Annotated in this window: 16 protein-coding genes; 8 read left to right on the top strand and 8 right to left on the bottom strand. The window is 74.4% G+C overall.

Going from position 1 to position 17,745, the window contains the following annotated elements:
- Positions 1-254: 254 nt before the first annotated feature.
- Positions 255-896 carry a hypothetical protein gene (locus tag ACQP2P_RS04095; RefSeq protein ID WP_433613417.1) on the bottom strand — a complete coding sequence of 214 codons (642 nt, stop codon included), beginning with the start codon at positions 894-896 and terminating at the stop codon, positions 255-257.
- Positions 897-1,259: 363 nt separating this feature from the next.
- On the opposite strand from ACQP2P_RS04095, the gene ACQP2P_RS04090 reads away from it, so the two are divergent.
- From ACQP2P_RS04090 to ACQP2P_RS04070, 5 genes are all read left to right on the top strand, one after another.
- The gene (locus tag ACQP2P_RS04090; protein WP_433613415.1) at positions 1,260-3,794 is read left to right on the top strand and encodes a LuxR C-terminal-related transcriptional regulator; all 2,535 of its coding nucleotides are present in this window, start codon (positions 1,260-1,262) and stop codon (positions 3,792-3,794) included.
- Between the two features lie 20 nt (positions 3,795-3,814).
- Positions 3,815-4,324 carry a hypothetical protein gene (locus ACQP2P_RS04085; protein ID WP_433613413.1) on the top strand — a complete coding sequence of 170 codons (510 nt, stop codon included), beginning with the start codon at positions 3,815-3,817 and terminating at the stop codon, positions 4,322-4,324.
- Entirely contained in the window at positions 4,321-5,160 is an 840-nt protein-coding gene (locus ACQP2P_RS04080) for a hypothetical protein (RefSeq protein ID WP_433613411.1), read from the top strand. The genes ACQP2P_RS04085 and ACQP2P_RS04080 overlap by 4 nt, the downstream gene beginning before the upstream one ends.
- Positions 5,161-5,177: 17 nt before the next feature.
- Positions 5,178-6,737, top strand: a complete 1,560-nt coding sequence (locus ACQP2P_RS04075) for a hypothetical protein (protein ID WP_433613409.1) — start codon at positions 5,178-5,180, stop codon at positions 6,735-6,737.
- Positions 6,738-6,849: 112 nt separating this feature from the next.
- Positions 6,850-7,284: a hypothetical protein gene (locus ACQP2P_RS04070; RefSeq protein WP_433613407.1), complete on the top strand. Its 435-nt coding sequence runs from the start codon at positions 6,850-6,852 to the stop codon at positions 7,282-7,284.
- 59 nt (positions 7,285-7,343) lie between these two features.
- Here the strand turns inward: ACQP2P_RS04070 and rpsD are convergent, their stop codons facing one another.
- Positions 7,344-7,952: a 30S ribosomal protein S4 gene (gene rpsD, locus ACQP2P_RS04065; protein WP_433613405.1), complete on the bottom strand. Its 609-nt coding sequence runs from the start codon at positions 7,950-7,952 to the stop codon at positions 7,344-7,346.
- Between the two features lie 43 nt (positions 7,953-7,995).
- Here rpsD and ACQP2P_RS04060 point away from each other — a divergent pair, with 43 nt between their 5' ends.
- A complete protein-coding gene (locus tag ACQP2P_RS04060; protein WP_433613403.1) occupies positions 7,996-8,658 on the top strand; it encodes a DUF2470 domain-containing protein in 663 nt (220 codons plus the stop codon).
- Here the strand turns inward: ACQP2P_RS04060 and ACQP2P_RS04055 are convergent.
- The 5 genes from ACQP2P_RS04055 to ACQP2P_RS04035 form a co-directional block, all read right to left on the bottom strand.
- Entirely contained in the window at positions 8,655-10,217 is a 1,563-nt protein-coding gene (locus ACQP2P_RS04055) for a methyl-accepting chemotaxis protein (RefSeq protein ID WP_433613401.1), read from the bottom strand. The two genes, ACQP2P_RS04060 and ACQP2P_RS04055, sit on opposite strands and share 4 nt — an antisense overlap.
- 99 nt (positions 10,218-10,316) lie before the next feature.
- Entirely contained in the window at positions 10,317-11,702 is a 1,386-nt protein-coding gene (locus ACQP2P_RS04050) for a carbohydrate-binding protein (RefSeq protein ID WP_433613399.1), read from the bottom strand.
- 145 nt (positions 11,703-11,847) lie between these two features.
- The gene (locus tag ACQP2P_RS04045) at positions 11,848-12,345 is read right to left on the bottom strand and encodes an endonuclease V (RefSeq protein ID WP_433613397.1); all 498 of its coding nucleotides are present in this window, start codon (positions 12,343-12,345) and stop codon (positions 11,848-11,850) included.
- Between the two features lie 5 nt (positions 12,346-12,350).
- Positions 12,351-14,816: an ATP-binding protein gene (locus ACQP2P_RS04040; protein WP_433613395.1), complete on the bottom strand. Its 2,466-nt coding sequence runs from the start codon at positions 14,814-14,816 to the stop codon at positions 12,351-12,353.
- A 14-nt stretch (positions 14,817-14,830) separates the two neighbouring features.
- On the bottom strand, positions 14,831-15,103 hold the full coding sequence (locus ACQP2P_RS04035) for a helix-turn-helix domain-containing protein (RefSeq protein WP_350626933.1): 273 nt from the start codon (positions 15,101-15,103) through the stop codon (positions 14,831-14,833).
- Between the two features lie 35 nt (positions 15,104-15,138).
- Here ACQP2P_RS04035 and map point away from each other — a divergent pair, with 35 nt between their 5' ends.
- The gene (gene map / locus ACQP2P_RS04030) at positions 15,139-15,906 is read left to right on the top strand and encodes a type I methionyl aminopeptidase (RefSeq protein ID WP_433613392.1); all 768 of its coding nucleotides are present in this window, start codon (positions 15,139-15,141) and stop codon (positions 15,904-15,906) included.
- 67 nt (positions 15,907-15,973) lie between these two features.
- Here map and ACQP2P_RS04025 read toward each other — a convergent pair whose 3' ends face one another.
- Positions 15,974-16,408, bottom strand: a complete 435-nt coding sequence (locus ACQP2P_RS04025) for a hypothetical protein (protein WP_433613390.1) — start codon at positions 16,406-16,408, stop codon at positions 15,974-15,976.
- Positions 16,409-16,589: 181 nt separating this feature from the next.
- Between ACQP2P_RS04025 and solA the strand changes: the two genes are divergently transcribed.
- Positions 16,590-17,744: an N-methyl-L-tryptophan oxidase gene (solA, locus tag ACQP2P_RS04020; protein WP_433613388.1), complete on the top strand. Its 1,155-nt coding sequence runs from the start codon at positions 16,590-16,592 to the stop codon at positions 17,742-17,744.
- Position 17,745: the final 1 nt, after the last annotated feature.

The raw sequence follows: 17,745 nt of genomic DNA, 5'->3' as shown, positions 1-17,745 counted from the left end.
CACCGCTGACTCCTGGACCGTCGAGTACCCCCTGCTCGACGGTGTTCACCGAACGACCCAGCTGGGTCCGTCGCGCCGGGGACCACCGACGGCGCGACGCCCGCGGCTGGCGGGACCGGACGGAGCACAGTGGACGGTGCAGCAGTCACCGGCCCTGTTCCGTCCGTCGTTTGCCTTGTCACATCAGCAATCTTGGCCTCGGCCGGAGTGACGCGTCCTCACCCACGGTGGGTGAAGCACCTGCCGGATCGCCATCACGCCGACGAGAGGTCGGCCATCCCCTTCTCGGCCGTCTCCACCTCGGCGAGCAGCTTGGTGTGCTCGGCGATGAGGGCGTCGAGCAGCCGCCGGGTCACCTGCACGGTGTCGGTGCCGACCGAGCGCGTCGTGGCCAGGAGGTTCTCGGCCGCCTCGCGCTGGCGCTGCCGGCGGGCGTCCCACTGGGCCCGCCGGTTCGCCTCGACGCGGGCCTCCTCGGCCCGGCGCTGGGCCAGGGCGCTCTGGAAGTCGCGCATGGCGTCCTCGGCGTGCTTGCGGGCGTCGGCGAGCATCGCCTCGGCGGCCGCGCGGGCGTTGTCGAGGTCCTGCTCGGCCTGGGCCCGCAGGGCGCCGGCCTCTTCCTCGGCCAGCTCGATGATTCGCTGGATGCGCCCGCCGACGACTTTGGCGGACTCGTCCGCGCAGGTGCACTGGGCCCGCTCGGCGCCCAGGCGCTCCACCCGGCCGGTCAGCTGCTGCTCGCGGTAGCGGGCCGCGGCGAGCTCCGTCTCCGCTGTGGTCAGTCGCATCTGCAGGGTGGCGATGTACCGATCGACCTGCGCGCGGTGGTAGCCCCGCAGGCTCAGCTCGAATCCGTTCGCGGGGCTCAGCTCGATCTCGCCCACAACCGCGCTCATGCTCGCTGGTCCTCCTCCCCGACGCCCGCGTCTCGATTGCGCGGGCGGCAGCGCTCAACGCTGCCGAGCATCGTGGTGAGCACGCGTCATCCTTTTCGGGTGAGGCTCCGGCAGGCGGCGCGGCGTTGCAATGGTGTCAATGGAACCGTTGGCACACAAGGGAAATCGCCGGACCGGGAGCGGGTGGACCACCCGGGCCGGGTGAGGCGGCGCAGCGTGCGCCGATGCTTTGCTCGTCTCGTTCAGCCCGGATGAAAGACGAGTGGAAAAGCGCGGCCGGGAAAGCGATTTCGGGGGGCACGGGTGTCACAAGCGTTGGTACAGCAGGATCGCCGGAGTTACTCGGCGCCGCCATCGGTGGCGGTGCCGGACCTGCCGCCTGGCTACGTGCTGCGGGAGCGGGTCGTCGCCCAGCTGGACGCCGCGGTGCGCGCCCCGCTGACGCTGGTGACCGCGCCCGCCGGTTGGGGCAAGACCGCGGCGCTGGTCGCCTGGGCGCGCACGGTGCGCCTCGGCGACGGCGGGGAGCCGCCGGTGGTCCGCTGGGTGACCTCGCACGCCGAGCGGGGCGCGGACGTGCCCGGGCAGCTGCTCGGCGCGCTGTCGGAGGCCGAGCGGCCCGCCAAGCGCGACGGCGACGACCTGCTGCGGGTCGTCGACGAGCTGCAGCGGCCGCACGTCGTGGTCGTCGACGACGTCCGCGAGATCAGCGACCCCGGCGCGCTGGCCGATCTCGAGACGCTGGTCCGGCACGGGATGGGCCGGCTGCGGCTGGTGCTGTCGTGCCGCCGCGACCCCTCCCTGCCCCTGTACCGCTGGCGCGTCGACGGCTCCCTGACCGAGATGCGCACGAACGACCTCTCCCTCACCATCGCCGAGACGGCCGAGCTGCTCGCGGCGCACGACGTGGTGCTGCCCAGCGCGACGCTGTACTCGCTGCACTCCATCACCGAGGGCTGGCCGGCCGGGGTGCGCCTCGCCGCGATGGCGATGCGCGGGCACCCCGAGCCCGAGCGCGTGCTCGACGACGGCGGCCCGTTCAGCACCGCGGTCGGCGACTTCCTCACCGGCGAGGTGATCGACCCGCTGCCGGCCGAGACGCGGCGGCTGCTGCTGGAGACGGCGATCGCCCCGCGGCTCAACGCCGGGCTGGTCGAGGCGATCACCGGCCGCGACGACGGCGCCCGCGTCCTGGCCGAGCTCAAGGGCTCCAACACGTTCCTGACCCGCAACGCCGGCCCGGGCGGCTGGTACCGCTTCCACCCCCTCTTCGCCCGCACCCTGCACGCCGAGCTGCTGCGCCGCAGCCCCGAGCGGGTCGCCGAGCTGCACCGGCGGGCGGCCGCGTGGCACAGCGCCTACGGTCTGCCCGCCGAGGCGCTGCGCCACGCGCTGCTGGCCGAGGACTGGTCCGGTGCCGTCGAGACGCTCGATCGCGCCTGGCCGGACGTCCTCGCCGGGGTGCGGTACGACCGCCCCCACGAGTCGGCCCCGCACGCCCCCGCCGCCGAGGAGTCGACGGACCCCCGGCTCCCGCTGGCCTTCGCGGCCGAGCGGCTGCGGGTGGGCGACCTCGAGGGGAACCGCGACTTCCTGCGCCGCGCCGGCGGCATCCGCAACTTCGACGAGCGCACCACGCCCATGTTCCGCGCGTTCGCGGTGGCCGAGGCGTGGCTCGGCGGCGACCCGCGCCGGATGCTCGCCGAGTTGTCCGAAATATCGGCAAATAACGATGAAAGCAGGGCGCTGACCCTGCTCGACGAGGGCGAGGCCCGCCTGCGCCTGGGCGAGCTCGGCGCGGCCGGGGCCCCGCTGCACGGCGCGCTGGTCCTGGCCCAGCGGGCGGGCATGGCCCAGGCCCAGGTGTGCGCGGCCAGCCGGCTCGCGGTGCTCGAGTCGATGCGGGGCCGGCTGCGCGCGAGCGCCCGGCTCGGCCGGCAGGCGCTGGTGACCGCGGACCGCTTCGGCATCACCGACGCCGTCGACCTGGGCTGGGTGCGGATGGCGCTCGCCGGCGTCTACGGCGAGTGGGACCGCATCGCCGAGGCCGACCGGCTGCTCGACGAGGCGCTCGACCTCGCGGCCGGCGACGCCGACCTGCTCGTGTCGATCGCGACCGTCCGCGCGAAGCTGCGCCACGGCTCCGGGCGCCTCGCCGCGGCGCTGGAGGTGCTGCACACCGCCCGCCGCGACCTGGGCGGGGCCGCGCTGGCCCCGGCGGTCGATCGCGCGCTCGCGCTGACCGAGGCGGAGCTGCGCATCGGCGGCGGCGACCTGGGCGCGGCCCGGCGGCTCGTGGCCACCGGCGGCGACCCGGACGTGTTCCCCGGCTGGGCCGCGTGCGTCGACGCCTCGGCCGCGCTCATCGAGGGCAAGGCGGCGGCCGCGGCGACGACCGCGGCGCAGTTCGCCACCCCGTCCGTCGACACCGCGCTGACCTGGACCGTGCAGGCGGCCATCCTCACCAGCCTCGCCGGGCGCACGCTGGGCGACCGCAACCGGGTGCTGCGGGGCCTCGAGGTGGCGCTGGACATCGCCGAGGAGGAGAGCTTCCGCCGTCCGTTCCTCGTCGGCGGGCACCCGGTGCGCGACCTGCTGGCCAACTTCGCGCCGCTGCTGCCCGTCTACCACCCGCTCGCCGCCGAGCTCGCGGCCGGCTCGTCGCCGCTGGCCGGGGGCGCGCGGGGCGGGGACACCAACCTCGTCGAGCCGCTGACCGAGCGGGAGCTCACGGTGCTGCGCTACCTGCAGGGCACCATGTCGAACCTGGAGATCGCCTCCACGCTGTACGTCTCGGTCAACACCGTGAAGACGCACGTCAAGAACATCTACCGCAAGCTGCACGCCGGGCGCCGGCGCGAGGCCGTCGAACGCGCGCGCGAGCTGCGGCTGTTGTGAAAGGCAGTGCGGTCCGGGTCGTGGAGCCGATGCCGGAGCCGGTGCTGCTGCTGCGCTCCGGCTCCCGCCCGGCCCGCGTCGCCGGGACCGCGACCGCCGCCACCCACCGATGCCTGTGGGGCGCGCTGGCGGCCGCGATCGCCTGGCCGGTCCTGTCCGCGTGCGGGGTGGGCCACCCGCAGGCCGCGGCGGTCGCGGTCGGCCTGCTGACCGTCCTGCCGTGGCTCGGGCCGCTGCTCGGAGTGCTGCTGGCGGCGGTGCTGGCCGCGCTGGTGCCGCAGCCGTACGCCCCGCTGCTGGGCCTGGCCGCCGCCGCGCTCGTCACGCTCGCCGCCGCGCCCGCGCAGCACCTGCCGGGGCGGTTCGGCCCGCTGTCGATCCCGGCCGCGTCGGCCGCGGCGGTGCTCGGCGGGGTCGCCTGGGGCGTGCTCGGGGCCCTGATCGCGCTCGCGGTCGCGAGCCTGACCGCTCGGAGTGTGGCCGCCCGGAGCCTGGCCGCCCGGGGCCGGCGGCCGCGGAGCGCGCGGTGATCGACTACCTGCGCGGCTTCCGCGTCGGCGTACTGCGGCGGGGCGGCAACGCCGTGGAGCGCAGCCTCGCCGCGATCAGCGACGAGACCGGGCCTCGACCGGGCCCGGCACAGGTCGACGCCGGGCCGTTCTGGCCGGTCGACCGGTGGGTCCACGCGCTCTACGCGCTGGGGCTCACGGCGGCGGCGGCCGTGGCGCTCACCATCCACTGGCTCGACCCGCCCGTGCCCGTGCGCGGGATGCTCGCGCTCGCCTCGTCGACCGTGTTCATGCTGGCCGGCTACGCCCTCGTGCGCACGCCGACGCGGCGGGGGCGGGCGCTGCGGCGATACCTGACCGACCCCCGCGACCGCACCGAGTTCGAGGCGGCCGCGGCCAACGCCGACCGCATCCGGCTCACCTGGCCGGCGCTGGAGCGGCTGGGCGACCCGGCCGACCCGACGCCGACGCTGGAGCGGGCGCTGTGGGACCTGGCCCAGGCCCTCGCCGAGCGCGGCGAGCTGCGCACGGCCGACCGGGACCTGCGCGCCTCCGTCGGCGAGCCGATCGGGGCCGGCAGCCTGTTCAGCACCGTCACCGATCGGCAGGCCGAGATCGTCCAGCGGCTCACCGACGTCGACGCCGAGGTGCGCCGGCGGGCCGGGCAGCTGCGCCGGCTGGCCGGGCTGTGCCAGGACTTCCTCGACCAGCGGGCCGCGCAGAACCGGGCCCGGCTGCGGGTGACGGCGGCCGAGGCGCTGCTCGGGTCGCTGCGCTCGCGGCCGGAGCCCGACCTGGTCTCGCGCACGGAAGTGGTGCTCGCCGCATACCGGGAGCTGGCCGACGAATACGGGTGATCCGGTACCCTGCCCGGGTGCGCCAGAAGGTGATGATCGGGGCCGGGTCCGTTGTCGTGGCCGTCGGGCTGTTCGTCGGCCTGTGCGCTGCGTACCTGCGGATGGCCCGCGCCTTCCCGATCAACGGCGACGGGGCGAGCAACGCGCTGCAGGCCTGGGACATGTTCCACGGCAACCCGCTGCTGCGGGGCTGGGCACTGTCCGACGTGTCCTTCTACCCGACGGAGCTGGTGCAGTACGGCATCGTGCAGTGGTTCACCGGCGTCACGGCCGACCAGGTGCACGTGACCGCCGCCATCACCTACACGATGATCGTCTTCGTCGCGGCGGCGCTGGCCAAGGGCCGGGCCGAGGGCCGGGAGGCCGGGCTGCGGGTGGCGGTCGCGGTCGCGATCCTCCTGCTGCCCGTCCCCGGCACCGGATACCAGACGCTGCTGTCCTCCCCCAACCACACGGGCTCGGCGGTGCCGCTGATCCTGGCCTGGCTCGTGCTCGATCGGCTCAGGCACCGTGTGTGGACCCCGGTGCTGGTCGCCCTGCTGCTGGGCTGGGGCGCGATGGGCGACCCGCTCATCACGTTCGTGGGGGCCGTACCGCTGGCCGTGGTCTGCGCCTATCGGGCCCTTCGGCGCGACGATCGCCTCTACGAGCTGTCGCTGGTCGCCGCGGCCGCGGTGTCGGTGGTCCTCTCGCGCGGCCTGCGCCACCTGCTCGACGCGCTCGGCGCGTTCCAGTCGCCGCACCCGCCGATCGAGCTGGCGCCGCTGTCGGACTGGCCGCACCGGGCCTGGATGACGGCCCGGATGGTCGGGGTCGTCTTCGGCACCCACCGCCCCGGCTGGCACCCGGCCGCGTTCGAGATCCTGCTCTCGCTGCTGCACCTGATCGGGTTCGCGGTGGCGCTCGTCGCCTTCGCCGTGACGCTGGTGCGCGCGGTGCGCGGCACGGCCGACCGGGTGGACTCGGTGATGATCGCGGCGATCACCTGCAACCTCGGCGCCGAGATCGTCTCCACCATCTCCGTCGACCTGATGGCGGCCCGGGAGATCGCGCCGGTCCTGCCGATGGGCGCCGCCCTGGCCGCCCGCTACGCCGGTCCCTGGCTGGCCTCCGCCGCTCCCGGGCGCACGGTGCGGGTCGGGCGGGGCGCGCTCGCGGCCGTGCTCGCGGTCTTCGCGCTCACCATGGTGATCTACTCGCCGCCCCGGGCCGAGCCGTCCGAGGCCCAGGAGGCCGCGGACTACCTGCGCGAGCGGGGCCTGTCCTACGGCCTCGGCGCGTACTGGGCCTCGAACAACATCACCGTGACCACCGAGCACAAGGTCGTGGTCGCCCCCGTGGTCGGCGGCGGGGACCGGCTGGTGCCGTTCTGCTGGCAGTCGAAGGACTCGATGTACGACGCCGGCGCGCACGACGCCCGGTTCGTCGTGTTCGAGAAGGACCGCCCGTTCTACGGCACCCCCGAGCAGGCCGAGCACATGTGGGGCGCCCCGGTGGAGCGCCACGACGTGGGCAAGTACGCGATCCTGCTGTACAACGTCAATCTTCTGGTCGGTCTGCCACCCCATTGCGGGTAGCCCCCTCGGCCCCGCCGCTGAGCACCTCGCTTGTGGTGGCACGTTTCCGGGATTCGCCGGGTCCGGTGCGCTCGTAGCGTAGTGCTCAACAACGACTTCCCAGGGGGACACGATGAGCGACTACGACATGGGCGACACGGGTTACGGCGACAGCGGGCACGACGTGGACTTCGGCCACTACGAGGCCGGTCAGGAGCAGGGCTCGCTGGACCAGATGCACCACGCCGCGGGCTCGGAGGCCGACGCCAGCAGCCAGTTCGGGGTGTACGAGGAGGGCCACCACGACACGGACTCGACGGACTTCTCGCAGGGTCACCACGTCGAGTACGACGCGCCGGCGGCCGTGCACTACGAGTCGGACGACTACACGAACTACTCGCACGACGCGACCTCCGACGACCACGTGTTCGCGGCCGAGGGCAGCGAGAACGCCCACCAGGCCCAGTTCAGCGAGCTCGACCAGCTGGAGCAGAGCTTCGGCAAGTCGTTCGTCGACGGCACCGAGTTCCACTCGGGTGGCGGCCAGTTCGGCGTCGCGGCCAACTAAATCCCGACTGCACGAACGGCCGGTCACCCCGCGAGGGTGGCCGGCCGTTTCGCTGTGCGTCAGCGGCTGTAGAACTCGACGATCAGCTGCTCGTCGCAGAGCACCGGGATCTCCGGGCGCAGCGGCAGCCGAATCAGCCGCGTGGTCAGCCCGGCCAGGTTCGTGTCCAGGTAGGGGGCGGTGCGCTCCCCCGCATGGGCGCCCGCGGCGGCGACCATGAACGGCGTCTTCGTGCGGCTGCGCTCGGCGATCTCGACGACGTCGCCGGGGCGGACGCGGTAGGACGGGCGGTCCACCCGCCGGCCGTTGACGTTCACGTGCTGGTGCGTCACCACCTGGCGGGACTGGTAGATCGTGCGCGCGAACCCCGCCCGCAGCACCACGGCGTCCAGCCGCAGCTCGAGGTCCACGACCAGCTCCTCGCCGGTCTTGCCGGGGCGGCGCACCGCCCGGTCGAAGGCGGCCCGCAGCTGGTTCTCGCGGATGTTGTACTGCGCCTTCAGCCGCTGCTTCTCCAGCAGCCGGACCTTGTAGTCGCTGACCTTCGGGCGCGCGCGGCCGTGCTGGCCGGGCGGGAACGGGCGCCGCTCGAAGTACTTGACGTCCTTGGGGGTCAGCGCGATGCCCAGCGCGCGGGAGCGGCGGACCTTGGGGCGTGACTGGTTCACGGGGCTCCTTTCGAATAAGGTAAGCCTAACCTTAGGAGGTCGGATGTCAACGCTCCCCACCCCGGCCGAGCGCCTGCGCTCGCTGCTGGCCGCCGCCGGCTCGCTCACCCTGCACGTTCCCGGGCGCCGCTGCGACCTGGTCGGGGCGCACCGGGTCGAGGGCGGGCGCATCCTGCTCGACGTGCCACGCAACGCACTCGATACCGACGACAGCGCCGCCGTGCTCGAGCTCACGGACGTGGCCCCGACCTCGGTGCGCTCGCGCGTGCGGGCCCGGGCCACGTTCGGCGGCTGGCTCGGCGTGCACCCCGCGGGCGGGCTGGTGCTCGATCTGGCCGAGGCGACGCTGCAGGACCCCGCCTACGGCCGCGACGCCGAGACCACCGTCGACCCCGACGAGTTCGCCGCCGCCGAGCCCGATCCGCTCGCGCACGTCGAGGCGGACCTGCTGTGCCACCTCAGCGACGCTCACCCCGACGCGGTCGACCGCCTGGCCCGGCTCGTACGGCCGCACCACCTGCACGGCGTCAAGCGCGTCGTGCCCGTGCGCCTCGACCGCTACGGCGTGGTCCTGCGCCTGGAGTTCGCGGGGCGGGCCCGGGACGTACGGCTCCCGTTCCCGACGCCCCTGAACCGCCCCGAGGAGGCCGGCGACCGGATGCGGGAGCTGTATGCGCAGGCCCGCTGCTGCCCGGGCGGGCACTAGACGCTGAAGCGCGACACGAGCGTGCGCAGCCGGCCGGCCGTCTCGGTGAGCGACAACGCGGCCCGGCTCGAGGCCGCGGCCGCCTCGGTGACCGCCTGCGCCGTGGTCGCCAGGCTCGTCACGTTCGCCGCGATCACCTGCGTCCCGGCCGCGGCCTCGCTCACCGAGCGGTTGATCTCCTCGGTGGTGGCCGTCTGCTCCTCGACCGCGGACGCGATGGTGTTCTGGTAGTCGTTGATCTCGTCGATGATCCCGGCGATGCGCCCGATCGCCTCCGTCGTCGCGCCGGTGTGCGTGCGGATCGACTCGATGCGCCGGGCGATGTCCTCGGTGGCGCGGGCGGTCTCCTGGGCCAGGTCCTTGACCTCGCCGGCGACGACCGCGAAGCCCCTGCCGGAGTCGCCGGCCCGGGCCGCCTCGATGGTCGCGTTGAGCGCGAGCAGGTTGGTCTGCGCCGCGATGCTCGTGATCGTCTTGAGCACCTCGGCGATCTCGCCGGAGGCCACCCCCAGCAGCTGTACCGTGCCCGAGGTCTGCGCCGCCGTGTCCACCGCGCTCGTGGCGACCACCGCGGCCCGGGACGCGTTCTGCGCGATCTCGGCGATCGCCGCGGTCATCTCCTCCGAGGCCGTGGCCACCGTGCTCACCCCGGCCGAGACCTCCTCCGCCGCCGAGGCCGTGGTCTGGGCCTGCAGGTTCGCGTTGCCGGCGCTCACGGCCGTATCCCCGGCCGAGCGGCTCAGGTCGCCGGCGGTTTCGGTCAGCGATGTCGCCGTCGCGCCGAGCGCGCCGACCGTCTCGCGCATCGCCGCCGTGGCCCGGTTCAGCGCCCGGCTCATGTCCGCCAGCTCGTCGCCGCCGCGCACCGCGACACTGCCGGTGAGGTCCCCCTCGGCCACCCGCCCGAGCGCCGCGACCGCCGTGCGCAGCGGGCGCACGATCCCGCGCACGATGACGATCGCGAGCCCGGTCACGACCGCCAGGGCCACGAGGGGGATGACGACCGCGAGCCAGGCCCCGCGGGTGACCTGCCGCTCCCCGGCCGCGGTGGCCTCGGTGATGGTGGTGGTGTTGAGATCCTCCAGGTCCGTGAGGCCCTTGAAGATCTTGTCCTCGAGCGGGCCGAGGACGTCGTTCGAGGCCCTGGTCGCCGCGGCGGGGTCCCCGGCCCGGACCAGCGCGACGACCTTCTGGGCCTCGCTCTCATACGCCGCGTCGGTGCTCGTCACCGTGTCGAGCACGCTCGCCTCGTGGGGGGAGATCTCCAGCCGGCGGTAGGCGTCGAGCCACCGCACGAACTCGGCGTGATCGGCGTCCCATGCCGTCAGGAACGCGCGATCGCCGCTGGCGACGTAGCTGCCCAGGTCGTCGGCCTGCCCGGTCTTGGCCACCTCCATCTCGAGCGCGGCCCGCACCGACGGGTGGTCCTGCTTGGCCACCTCGTCGAAGCGGCTCGCCAGCCCGTTCAGCAGCGCGCCGAGCACCACGGCGGTGGCGGCGATGCCCAGCGCGGCGAGCACGATGAGCGCCGTGAGCTTCCGGGCCACGGTGAGCTTCATGTCCGGCTCTTCGGCGCCCGTCCGCGACAGGTGAGCGAAACGGGCGAGGCCGCCGCCCGATGACCCTTCGGGCGGCGGCCTCGTCACTGGTGGTGCCGGTCAGCAGGCTCCGTTGTCGGTCCACACGTTCTGCGAGTTGTTGCCGGGGATGTCGCCCTGGGTCCACCACTTCGCGGTCCACTTGTGACCGCCGTAGGAGACCGTCGCCCCGCCGCTGTACGCGGTGCCGGAGTTCCAGGCCGCCGGGCAGGTCGGCGGCTGCGTGGTGCCCCCGCCGCCGCACGCGCCCTGGTCCACCCAGACGCTCGCGGTGCCGGGCGTCTCGCCCTGGGTCCACCAGGCCGCCTTGTAGGTGTGGCCGTTGTACGACACCAGCGCGCCACCCGAGTACGCAGTGCCCGAGTTCCAGGCCGCCGCGGTGCACGTGCCGGTGCCGGGCGTGGTGGGCGGCGGGCCGCCCGTGGTCGGGTTCGTGGTGGGCGGCGTGGCCCCCGCGAAGCGGGCCGTGTACTTCGTGAACTCCCACGCCGTCTGCGGCACGCTGCTGCAGGTGCCCGACGTGGTGGACTGGTTCGGGTCGGCGCACTGGCGGTCGCGGTTGACCGACCAGTACGTGTACCGCGCCAGGTGGTGCGAGGTCGCGTAGTCGAGCACGGTCTGGAAGTCGGCCTGGCGGAAGTACTCGCCGGCGTCGCTGCGCCCGTTCATCAGCGAGACGCCCTCGTGGGCGTAGGCCGTGGCGCTGTCCCAGCCGAACGTGCTCATCAGGATGCCGTGGAACGCCTCGGCCGCGGCGGTCTGCGCGGACGCGCCGTTGAAGCCGCCGTCGAACGGCATGATCGAGTAGTTGTTCGGGGTGAAGCCGAGGCTCTTGGCGTTCTTGAGCATCTCGGTGCCGAACCAGCCCGTGCCCGCCGCCGTGCCGGCCGTGGTCACGGAGACGTAGAGGCCGGGGTTGTCCCGCTGCAGGATCTGCGCGGCGCCGAGCTCGTTGTTCACGGCCGCGGCGTTCTCGTACTCCGGCTCCTCGAGGTCGAAGTCGATCGCCTTGAGGGAGTACTTGGTGACCACCTGCTGGTAGGCGGCGGCGGTCGCGGCCGGGGTGCCGCAGGTCTGGCCGAGCTTGGTGCCGCCGTATCCGCCGATGGAGACGCTCACGTCGCCGCCGGCGGCCCGGATGCGCGAGATGAGCGCCGCGGCCTCGGTGTCGGAGGACACGGGCCGGGTGCCGTCCCACGTGGGCGTGCAGCCGCCGCCGTTGGGGGCGAGGATGAACGCCAGCTGGAAGGCCTTCTGCCCGGTCGCGTTCATGACCGCGATGGCGTCGGGCGGGCTGTTGTCGAACGGCATCAGGTACGGCGCCGAGGCGTACCAGTTGCTGGTCAACGCGGCACTGGCGGACTGCGCGTTGATCACGCCGAGGGTCGTCGCACCCAGGGTGGCGGCGGCGGTCAGCGCGAGGGGGATCAGGGTTTTGCGTTTCATGGACCCCTCCACGAGCATTACGGACGTGACGCTAACTGTTAACAAAGTTAAGCGTTGTGGAGGGAACGTACAACGTTGTCGATGCCTCCGCAAGTGCTCTTAAGGTCCTTAACAGTTTGAATATTTTCAATGCCCCGACCCGCGCCTACGCCCGGCCGCGCGCGAGCGCGTCGACGCGGCGCAGCGCGTCCGGCATCCGGAAGGGGCCGCACATCCCGGCCACGAAGGCGGCCGCGTCGGACCGCGGCAGGCCGATCGCGGTGACGAAGAGCGGCTTCGACGCCCCGCCGCGCAGCACCGCCACCGCGTGGGTCGCGGTGTGGAAGGACGTCTTGGCCACGCCGATCACCGGGATGCCCAGGGCCTCGTGCACGTGGGCGCCGAGCCCGGGCCGCCCGCCGGGGTCGAGGTCCACGTAGCCGTCGACGATCAGCAGCTCGAGGGGGTCGACGCCGGCCAGGACGGCCCGGATCGCCGGAAGCTCGCGCCGGTAGAACTGCCCGGGGACGTACGCCTCGACCTCGTCCAGCCACGCGACGCGCTCGGTCTCGACCGCGAACCCGGGCAGGGAACCGGCCACGAGCGCGGCCCGGCCGCCGCCCGAGTCCGGGTAGTCCACGTCGACGGCGCCGCTGCGAATCATGCCGGTCAAACCAGCCCGAGCCGCCGCGCGGCCGCCGCCGCCTGGGTGCGCGAGCTCGCGGACAGCTTGGCCAGGATCGCCGAGACGTGGTGCTGCACCGTCTTCTCGGACAGCGTCAGGGCCGCGGCGATCTCGGCGTTGGAGCGCCCGTCGGCGAGCAGCCGCAGCACCTCGGCCTGCCGGCCGGTCAGCCCGGCGGCGTTGGCGGCGGTCGCCGGCCGGGGCCCGCGCGGCACCCGGCTCACCCCGCGCCGGCGCAGGTCCGCCCGCAGCCACGCGGCCGCGCGCGCGGCTCCGAGCGCGTCCAGCGCGGCGAGCGCCTCCCCCGCCGCCGCCGCGTCCCCGAGCCCCAGCGCGTGCACCCGCGCGAGGTGCCGCCCGCCGCGCGCGAAGCCGTCCGCCGCCGCCCGCCAGTCCACATCGGACGGTGCACCGGTCGCGCGCAGCAGAGCGAAGGCCAGTTCCCGGGTGTACCTGCGGTGCCCGACCGACTCCGCCAGCTCGAGCCCCCGCCGGGCCTCGGCCGCGGCGCGCCCGGCCTCGCCGAGGTGCAGGAAGTGCTCGGCGCGGGCGATCGCGACCGGCCCGATGCGCTGCAGCTCCTCGGTCGCGAGCGCCTCGCGCAGGGCCGTGTCCAGGGTCGCCTCCGCCTCCGGCTCGCCCCGCGCGGACTGCACCCGGCCCCGCGCCACGAGCGCGGGCAGCGGCCCCACCCCGCCCCGGCTCGGGTACGCCAGCGACTCCTCGGCATCGGCCAGCGCCGCCTCCCAGTCGCCCGCCTCGACCCGCACGGCCGCGCGGACGCCGAGCAGGTACTGCCGGTAGCCCCCGAGATCGTGCGCGTCGGCGTAGGCGAACGCGAGCTCGATCGCGGCCAGGGTCGCGGCGAGGTCGTCGCCGATCCACAGGTCCGTGGCGGCCCGGTTGACCAGGGCCCGGGCCGCGTGGTCGGCGAGCCCCGCGGCGTCCGCCCGCTCGTGCAGCCGCACCAGCTCGGCCGCCGCCCCCGGCTCGCCGCGCACCAGCCGGGCGGTGGCGACGTTGATGCCGGCGTGCACGGCGGTCTCGCGGTCGCCGAGCCGGTCGGCCAGCTCCGCCGCGCGGGTGCCCCACGCGACGGCCGGCTCGACCTCGTAGGCGAGCATGTGCAGCTGGGCGCGGGTGCTCAGGGCCATCGCGAGCTCGCGCCCGGGCGGGCCCTGGCTCAGCGTCGCCACCGCGTCCTCGACCGCGCGCCGGGCCAGCGCCGTGTCGCCGCTCCACCAGGCCAGGCGCGAGATCCAGCGCTCGTTCGCCCCGGCGCCCTCCCAGTCGCCGGCCGCGCGGCGCCGACCGGCCGCCCGCCGGCGCGCGTCGAGGGCCTCGGCGGACAGGCCGGCCAGATACGCCTGGAACGCGTAGGCCTCCAGGACCTCCACCCCGGCGTCGAGGTCCACGACGGCCCGGTAGTGCGCCGCGGCCTCGCGGTGGGCACCCTGGGCGGCGGCGGACTCGGCGGCGATCAGGCAGTACCGTCGCAGCAGCTCCGGCTCTTCGCTGTGTCTGGCGTGATGGGCCAGGCGGGCCGGATCGACCCCGGGGCGGGCCGCCAGGCGCTCGACCGCCCGCAGGTGCAGCGCGCGGCGACGGCCCGGCGGGAGCGCGTCCTCGACGGCCCGGCGCAGCAGCTCGTGGCGGAACCCCGCCCCGCCCTGCGCCGCGACCAGCACCCCCTCGGCCACGCAGCGGTCCACGAGCGCCCACTCGGCCTCGTCGGCCCCGTCGAGGCGCTGCATGACGGCCGCGAGCTCGGCGAGGTCCCGCGCGGCGGCCGGGAGCCGCTCGATCCTGGTCAGGATCAGGTGCCGGACGGCACCCGCCGGCTCCTCGCTCAGCGCCTCGGTCACGAGCAGCGGGTTGCCGCCGGTGAGGGCGTAGACGGCCGCCGGGTCGCGACCGGCCCGCCCCGCCTGCTCGGCGACGCAGGCGCGGGACAGCCGGGGCAGCGGCACCCGGCGCACGACGTCGCGCGGGAAGGCGGCCAGGGCCGCGTGCAGCGGGTGGCCGGGGGTCTCGTCGTCGCGGTAGGTGAGCACGAGCCGCGCCCGGAGCCGCTCGATCCGCCGCGCGAGCAGGACGAGCAGGTCGAGCGAGGCCTCGTCGGCCCAGTGCAGGTCCTCGATCACCATGACCGGCCGCGCTCCGGGGCGTTCCAGCGCGTCCAGCAGGGCGGGCAACGGCGGCCGCTGGGCGTCGAGGGCCTCGGCGAGAGCGCCGCCGGCCTGCCGGGCGATGTCGTGCCACGGGCCGAGGGCGCGCGGCGTGACGAGGGGGTCGCAGGCGCCCAGCCACACCGGGTCGCGCGCGGCCCGGATGAAGGCCCGCACGAGGCTGGTCTTGCCGATGCCGGCCTCGCCCGCGACCAGCGCGATGCGCCCGGCGCCGAGGCCGCGCAGGTCGTCGAGCGCCTCGGTGCGCTCCCACAGGGTCATGGCGGGCGGGCCGGTCAGGCCACGCGGCTGGTCGCCTGCGGCTTGTCGTCCCCGAGGGCCTCGGCCAGCGTGGTCAGGTCCAGCCCGAGCACCCTCGCGAGCGCCGCCACGGTGAAGAACGCCGGGGTCGCGATCGCCCCGCGCTCGATCTTCCGCAGCGTGTCGAGCGAGATCCCGGCCTCGAACGCGACGGCCGCCGCACTGCGCGCCCCGCGCGCCTGCTGCAGCATTCTGCCCAGCACCAGCCCGCGGTGCCGCTCGTCATCGGTCAGCGGGTTGCGCACCATGTGACGATGATAATCCTGGTATTAGAATATGCGGCATGGTGGTCCTGAAGAGTGCGGCGGAGCTCGCGACGATGCGCGAGGCCGGCCGGGTGGTCGCCCAGATCCTGACGGCCGTGAGCGCGGCCGCCAAGCCGGGGGCGACCCTGCTGGAGCTGGACGACCTGGCCCGCGAGCTGCTGGCCGAGAAGGGCGCGAAGTCGTCGTTCCTGCACTACCACCCGTCGTTCGCGCCGATCCCCTACCCGGCGGTGCTGTGCCTGTCCGTCAACGACGCCATCGTGCACGGCATCCCGGACGCCCGCCGGCTGCAGGAGGGTGACCTGCTCTCCATCGACTTCGGCGCCCACATCGACGGCTACCACGGCGACTCCGCCGTGACGGTCGGCATCGGCCCGATCGACGAGGCCGCCCAGCGCCTGTCGGACGTGGGCCGGCAGGCCCTGGAGGCGGGCATCGCCGCCGCGGTGCCGGGCAACCGGCTGGGCGACATCTCCCACGCGGTGCAGAGCGTGTGCCGCGCCGCGAAGTACGGCATGCCGACGGGCTACGGCGGCCACGGCGTGGGCACCGCCATGCACGAGGACCCGCACGTGCCGAACGAGGGCCGCCCCGGCCGCGGCCTGACCCTGCGCCCCGGCCTGGCGTTGGCCATCGAGCCGATGGTGGTGGAGAGCGGCTCGGACCGCCACCGGCTGCAGCGCGACGGCTGGACGGTGTCGACGGTCGACGGCTCCCGGGCCGCCCACTGGGAGCACACGATCGCCGTCACCGACGACGGCCCGGTGATCCTGACCGCCCTCTGACCCGCCCCGACGCAGCGAAACGGCCGGCCACCCTCGCGGGGTGACCGGCCGTTCGTGCAGTCGGGATTTAGTTGGCCGCGACGCCGAACTGGCCGCCACCCGAGTGGAACTCGGTGCCGTCGACGAACGACTTGCCGAAGCTCTGCTCCAGCTGGTCGAGCTCGCTGAACTTGGCCTGGTGGGCGTTCTCGCTGCCCTCGGCCGCGAAGACGTGGTCGTCGGAGGTCGCGTCGTGCGAGTAGTTCGTGTAGTCGTCCGACTCGTAGTGCACGGCCGCCGGCGCGTCGTACTCGACGTGGTGACCCTGCGAGAAGTCCGTCGAGTCCGTGTCGTGGTGGCCCTCCTCGTACACGCCGAACTGGCTGCTGGCGTCGGTCTCCGAGCCCGCGGCGTGGTGCATCTGGTCCAGCGAGCCCTGCTCCTGACCGGCCTCGTAGTGGCCGAAGTCCACGTCGTGCCCGCTGTCGCCGTAACCCGTGTCGCCCATGTCGTAGTCGCTCATCGTGTCCCCCTGGGAAGTCGTTGTTGAGCACTACGCTACGAGCGCACCGGACCCGGCGAATCCCGGAAACGTGCCACGGCTCCCTCCGCCCGGTCGCGGCGGCCGGCCCGGCCCCGGCGCTCGTCGCCGTCGCGCTCGCGACCGTGATCAGAACGCAAGCAAGGGTGGCTACGCTGCCCTGATGGCACAGCAGTACGACGTGGTCGTGGCCGGCCTCGGGGGCATGGGCAGCTCGGCCGCCTATCACCTCGCCGCCCGCGGGCAGCGGGTCCTCGGGCTCGAACGCTTCGGCCCCGCCCACGATCAGGGCTCCAGCCACGGCGGCTCGCGGATCACGCGGCAGGCCTACTTCGAGGACCCCGCCTACGTCCCGCTGATCCTGCGCTCCTACGAGCTCTGGGAGCGCCTGCAGCGCGACTCCGGCCGCGACCTGCTCACGCTGACCGGCGGGCTCTTCATGGGCCCGCCGGCGTCGCTCACCGTCGAGGGCAGCCGGCGCGCGGCCGAGCAGTGGGGGCTGCCGCACGAGATGCTCGACGCGGCCGGGATCCGCCGGCGGTGGCCCCAGTTCACGCCGCGCGACGGCGAGGTGGCGCTCTTCGAGCGCAACGCCGGCGTGCTGCGGCCCGAGGCGGCGGTCCAGGCCAACCTCGACCTCGCCGGGCGGCTCGGCGCCGAGCTGCGCTTCCACGAGCCGGTGGAGGCGTGGACGGAGGACGGCGGCGGGGTCACCGTGCGCACCGCGGCGGGCACCTACCGCGCGGGCGCGCTCGTGATCTGCCCGGGCGCGTGGGCGCCGGAGCTGCTGCCCGAGCTCGGCGTGCCGCTCGTGGTGGAGCGGCAGGTGCAGTTCTGGTTCGAGCCGAGCGGCGACATCGCGAGCTTCGGGCCCGACCGGCACCCGATCTTCATCTGGGAGGACCCGCCAGGGACGCAGGTGTACGGCTTCCCGGCCCTCGACGGCCCGGGCGGCGGGGTCAAGTTCGCGTTCTTCCGGCGGGGCGAGACGACCACGCCGCGGACCATCGACCGCGCCGTGCGCGACGAGGAGATCGCGTTCCTCGCGCGGCACCTGGCCGAGCGGGTGCCGGCCGCTCCCGGGCGCTTCCTGCGGGGCAAGACCTGCATGTACACCAACACGCCCGACCAGCACTTCGTGATCGCCCGGCATCCGGGCCGGGAGCGGGTGACCGTGGCGTGCGGGTTCTCCGGGCACGGGTTCAAGTTCGTCCCCGTCGTCGGGGAGATCCTCGCCGACCTGTGCCTCACCGGCGCGACCGCGCACCCGATCGCCCTCTTCGATCCACTGCGAGGGTGGACGAGCGGGGCCGAATAGT

It is taken from the genome of Dactylosporangium sp. CA-139114 (assembly GCF_050955725.1).
Lineage (GTDB): Bacteria > Actinomycetota > Actinomycetes > Mycobacteriales > Micromonosporaceae > Dactylosporangium.
The sequence above is the reverse complement of the archived record's forward strand: the minus strand, read 5'-3'. Positions and strand labels throughout refer to the sequence as shown.

What these genes read in the sequence shown, in the direction of transcription:
- ACQP2P_RS04040 (WP_433613395.1), bottom strand. Translation starts at nt 14,816, where the DNA reads ATGACCCTGTGGGAGCGCACCGAGGCGCTCGACGACCTGCGCGGCCTC.
- ACQP2P_RS04095 (WP_433613417.1), bottom strand. Translation starts at nt 896, where the DNA reads ATGAGCGCGGTTGTGGGCGAGATCGAGCTGAGCCCCGCGAACGGATTC.
- ACQP2P_RS04055 (WP_433613401.1), bottom strand. Translation starts at nt 10,217, where the DNA reads ATGAAGCTCACCGTGGCCCGGAAGCTCACGGCGCTCATCGTGCTCGCC.
- ACQP2P_RS04070 (WP_433613407.1), top strand. Translation starts at nt 6,850, where the DNA reads ATGAGCGACTACGACATGGGCGACACGGGTTACGGCGACAGCGGGCAC.
- map (WP_433613392.1), top strand. Translation starts at nt 15,139, where the DNA reads ATGGTGGTCCTGAAGAGTGCGGCGGAGCTCGCGACGATGCGCGAGGCC.
- ACQP2P_RS04035 (WP_350626933.1), bottom strand. Translation starts at nt 15,103, where the DNA reads ATGGTGCGCAACCCGCTGACCGATGACGAGCGGCACCGCGGGCTGGTG.
- solA (WP_433613388.1), top strand. Translation starts at nt 16,590, where the DNA reads ATGGCACAGCAGTACGACGTGGTCGTGGCCGGCCTCGGGGGCATGGGC.
- ACQP2P_RS04025 (WP_433613390.1), bottom strand. Translation starts at nt 16,408, where the DNA reads ATGAGCGACTACGACATGGGCGACACGGGTTACGGCGACAGCGGGCAC.
- ACQP2P_RS04045 (WP_433613397.1), bottom strand. Translation starts at nt 12,345, where the DNA reads ATGATTCGCAGCGGCGCCGTCGACGTGGACTACCCGGACTCGGGCGGC.
- ACQP2P_RS04050 (WP_433613399.1), bottom strand. Translation starts at nt 11,702, where the DNA reads ATGAAACGCAAAACCCTGATCCCCCTCGCGCTGACCGCCGCCGCCACC.
- ACQP2P_RS04060 (WP_433613403.1), top strand. Translation starts at nt 7,996, where the DNA reads ATGTCAACGCTCCCCACCCCGGCCGAGCGCCTGCGCTCGCTGCTGGCC.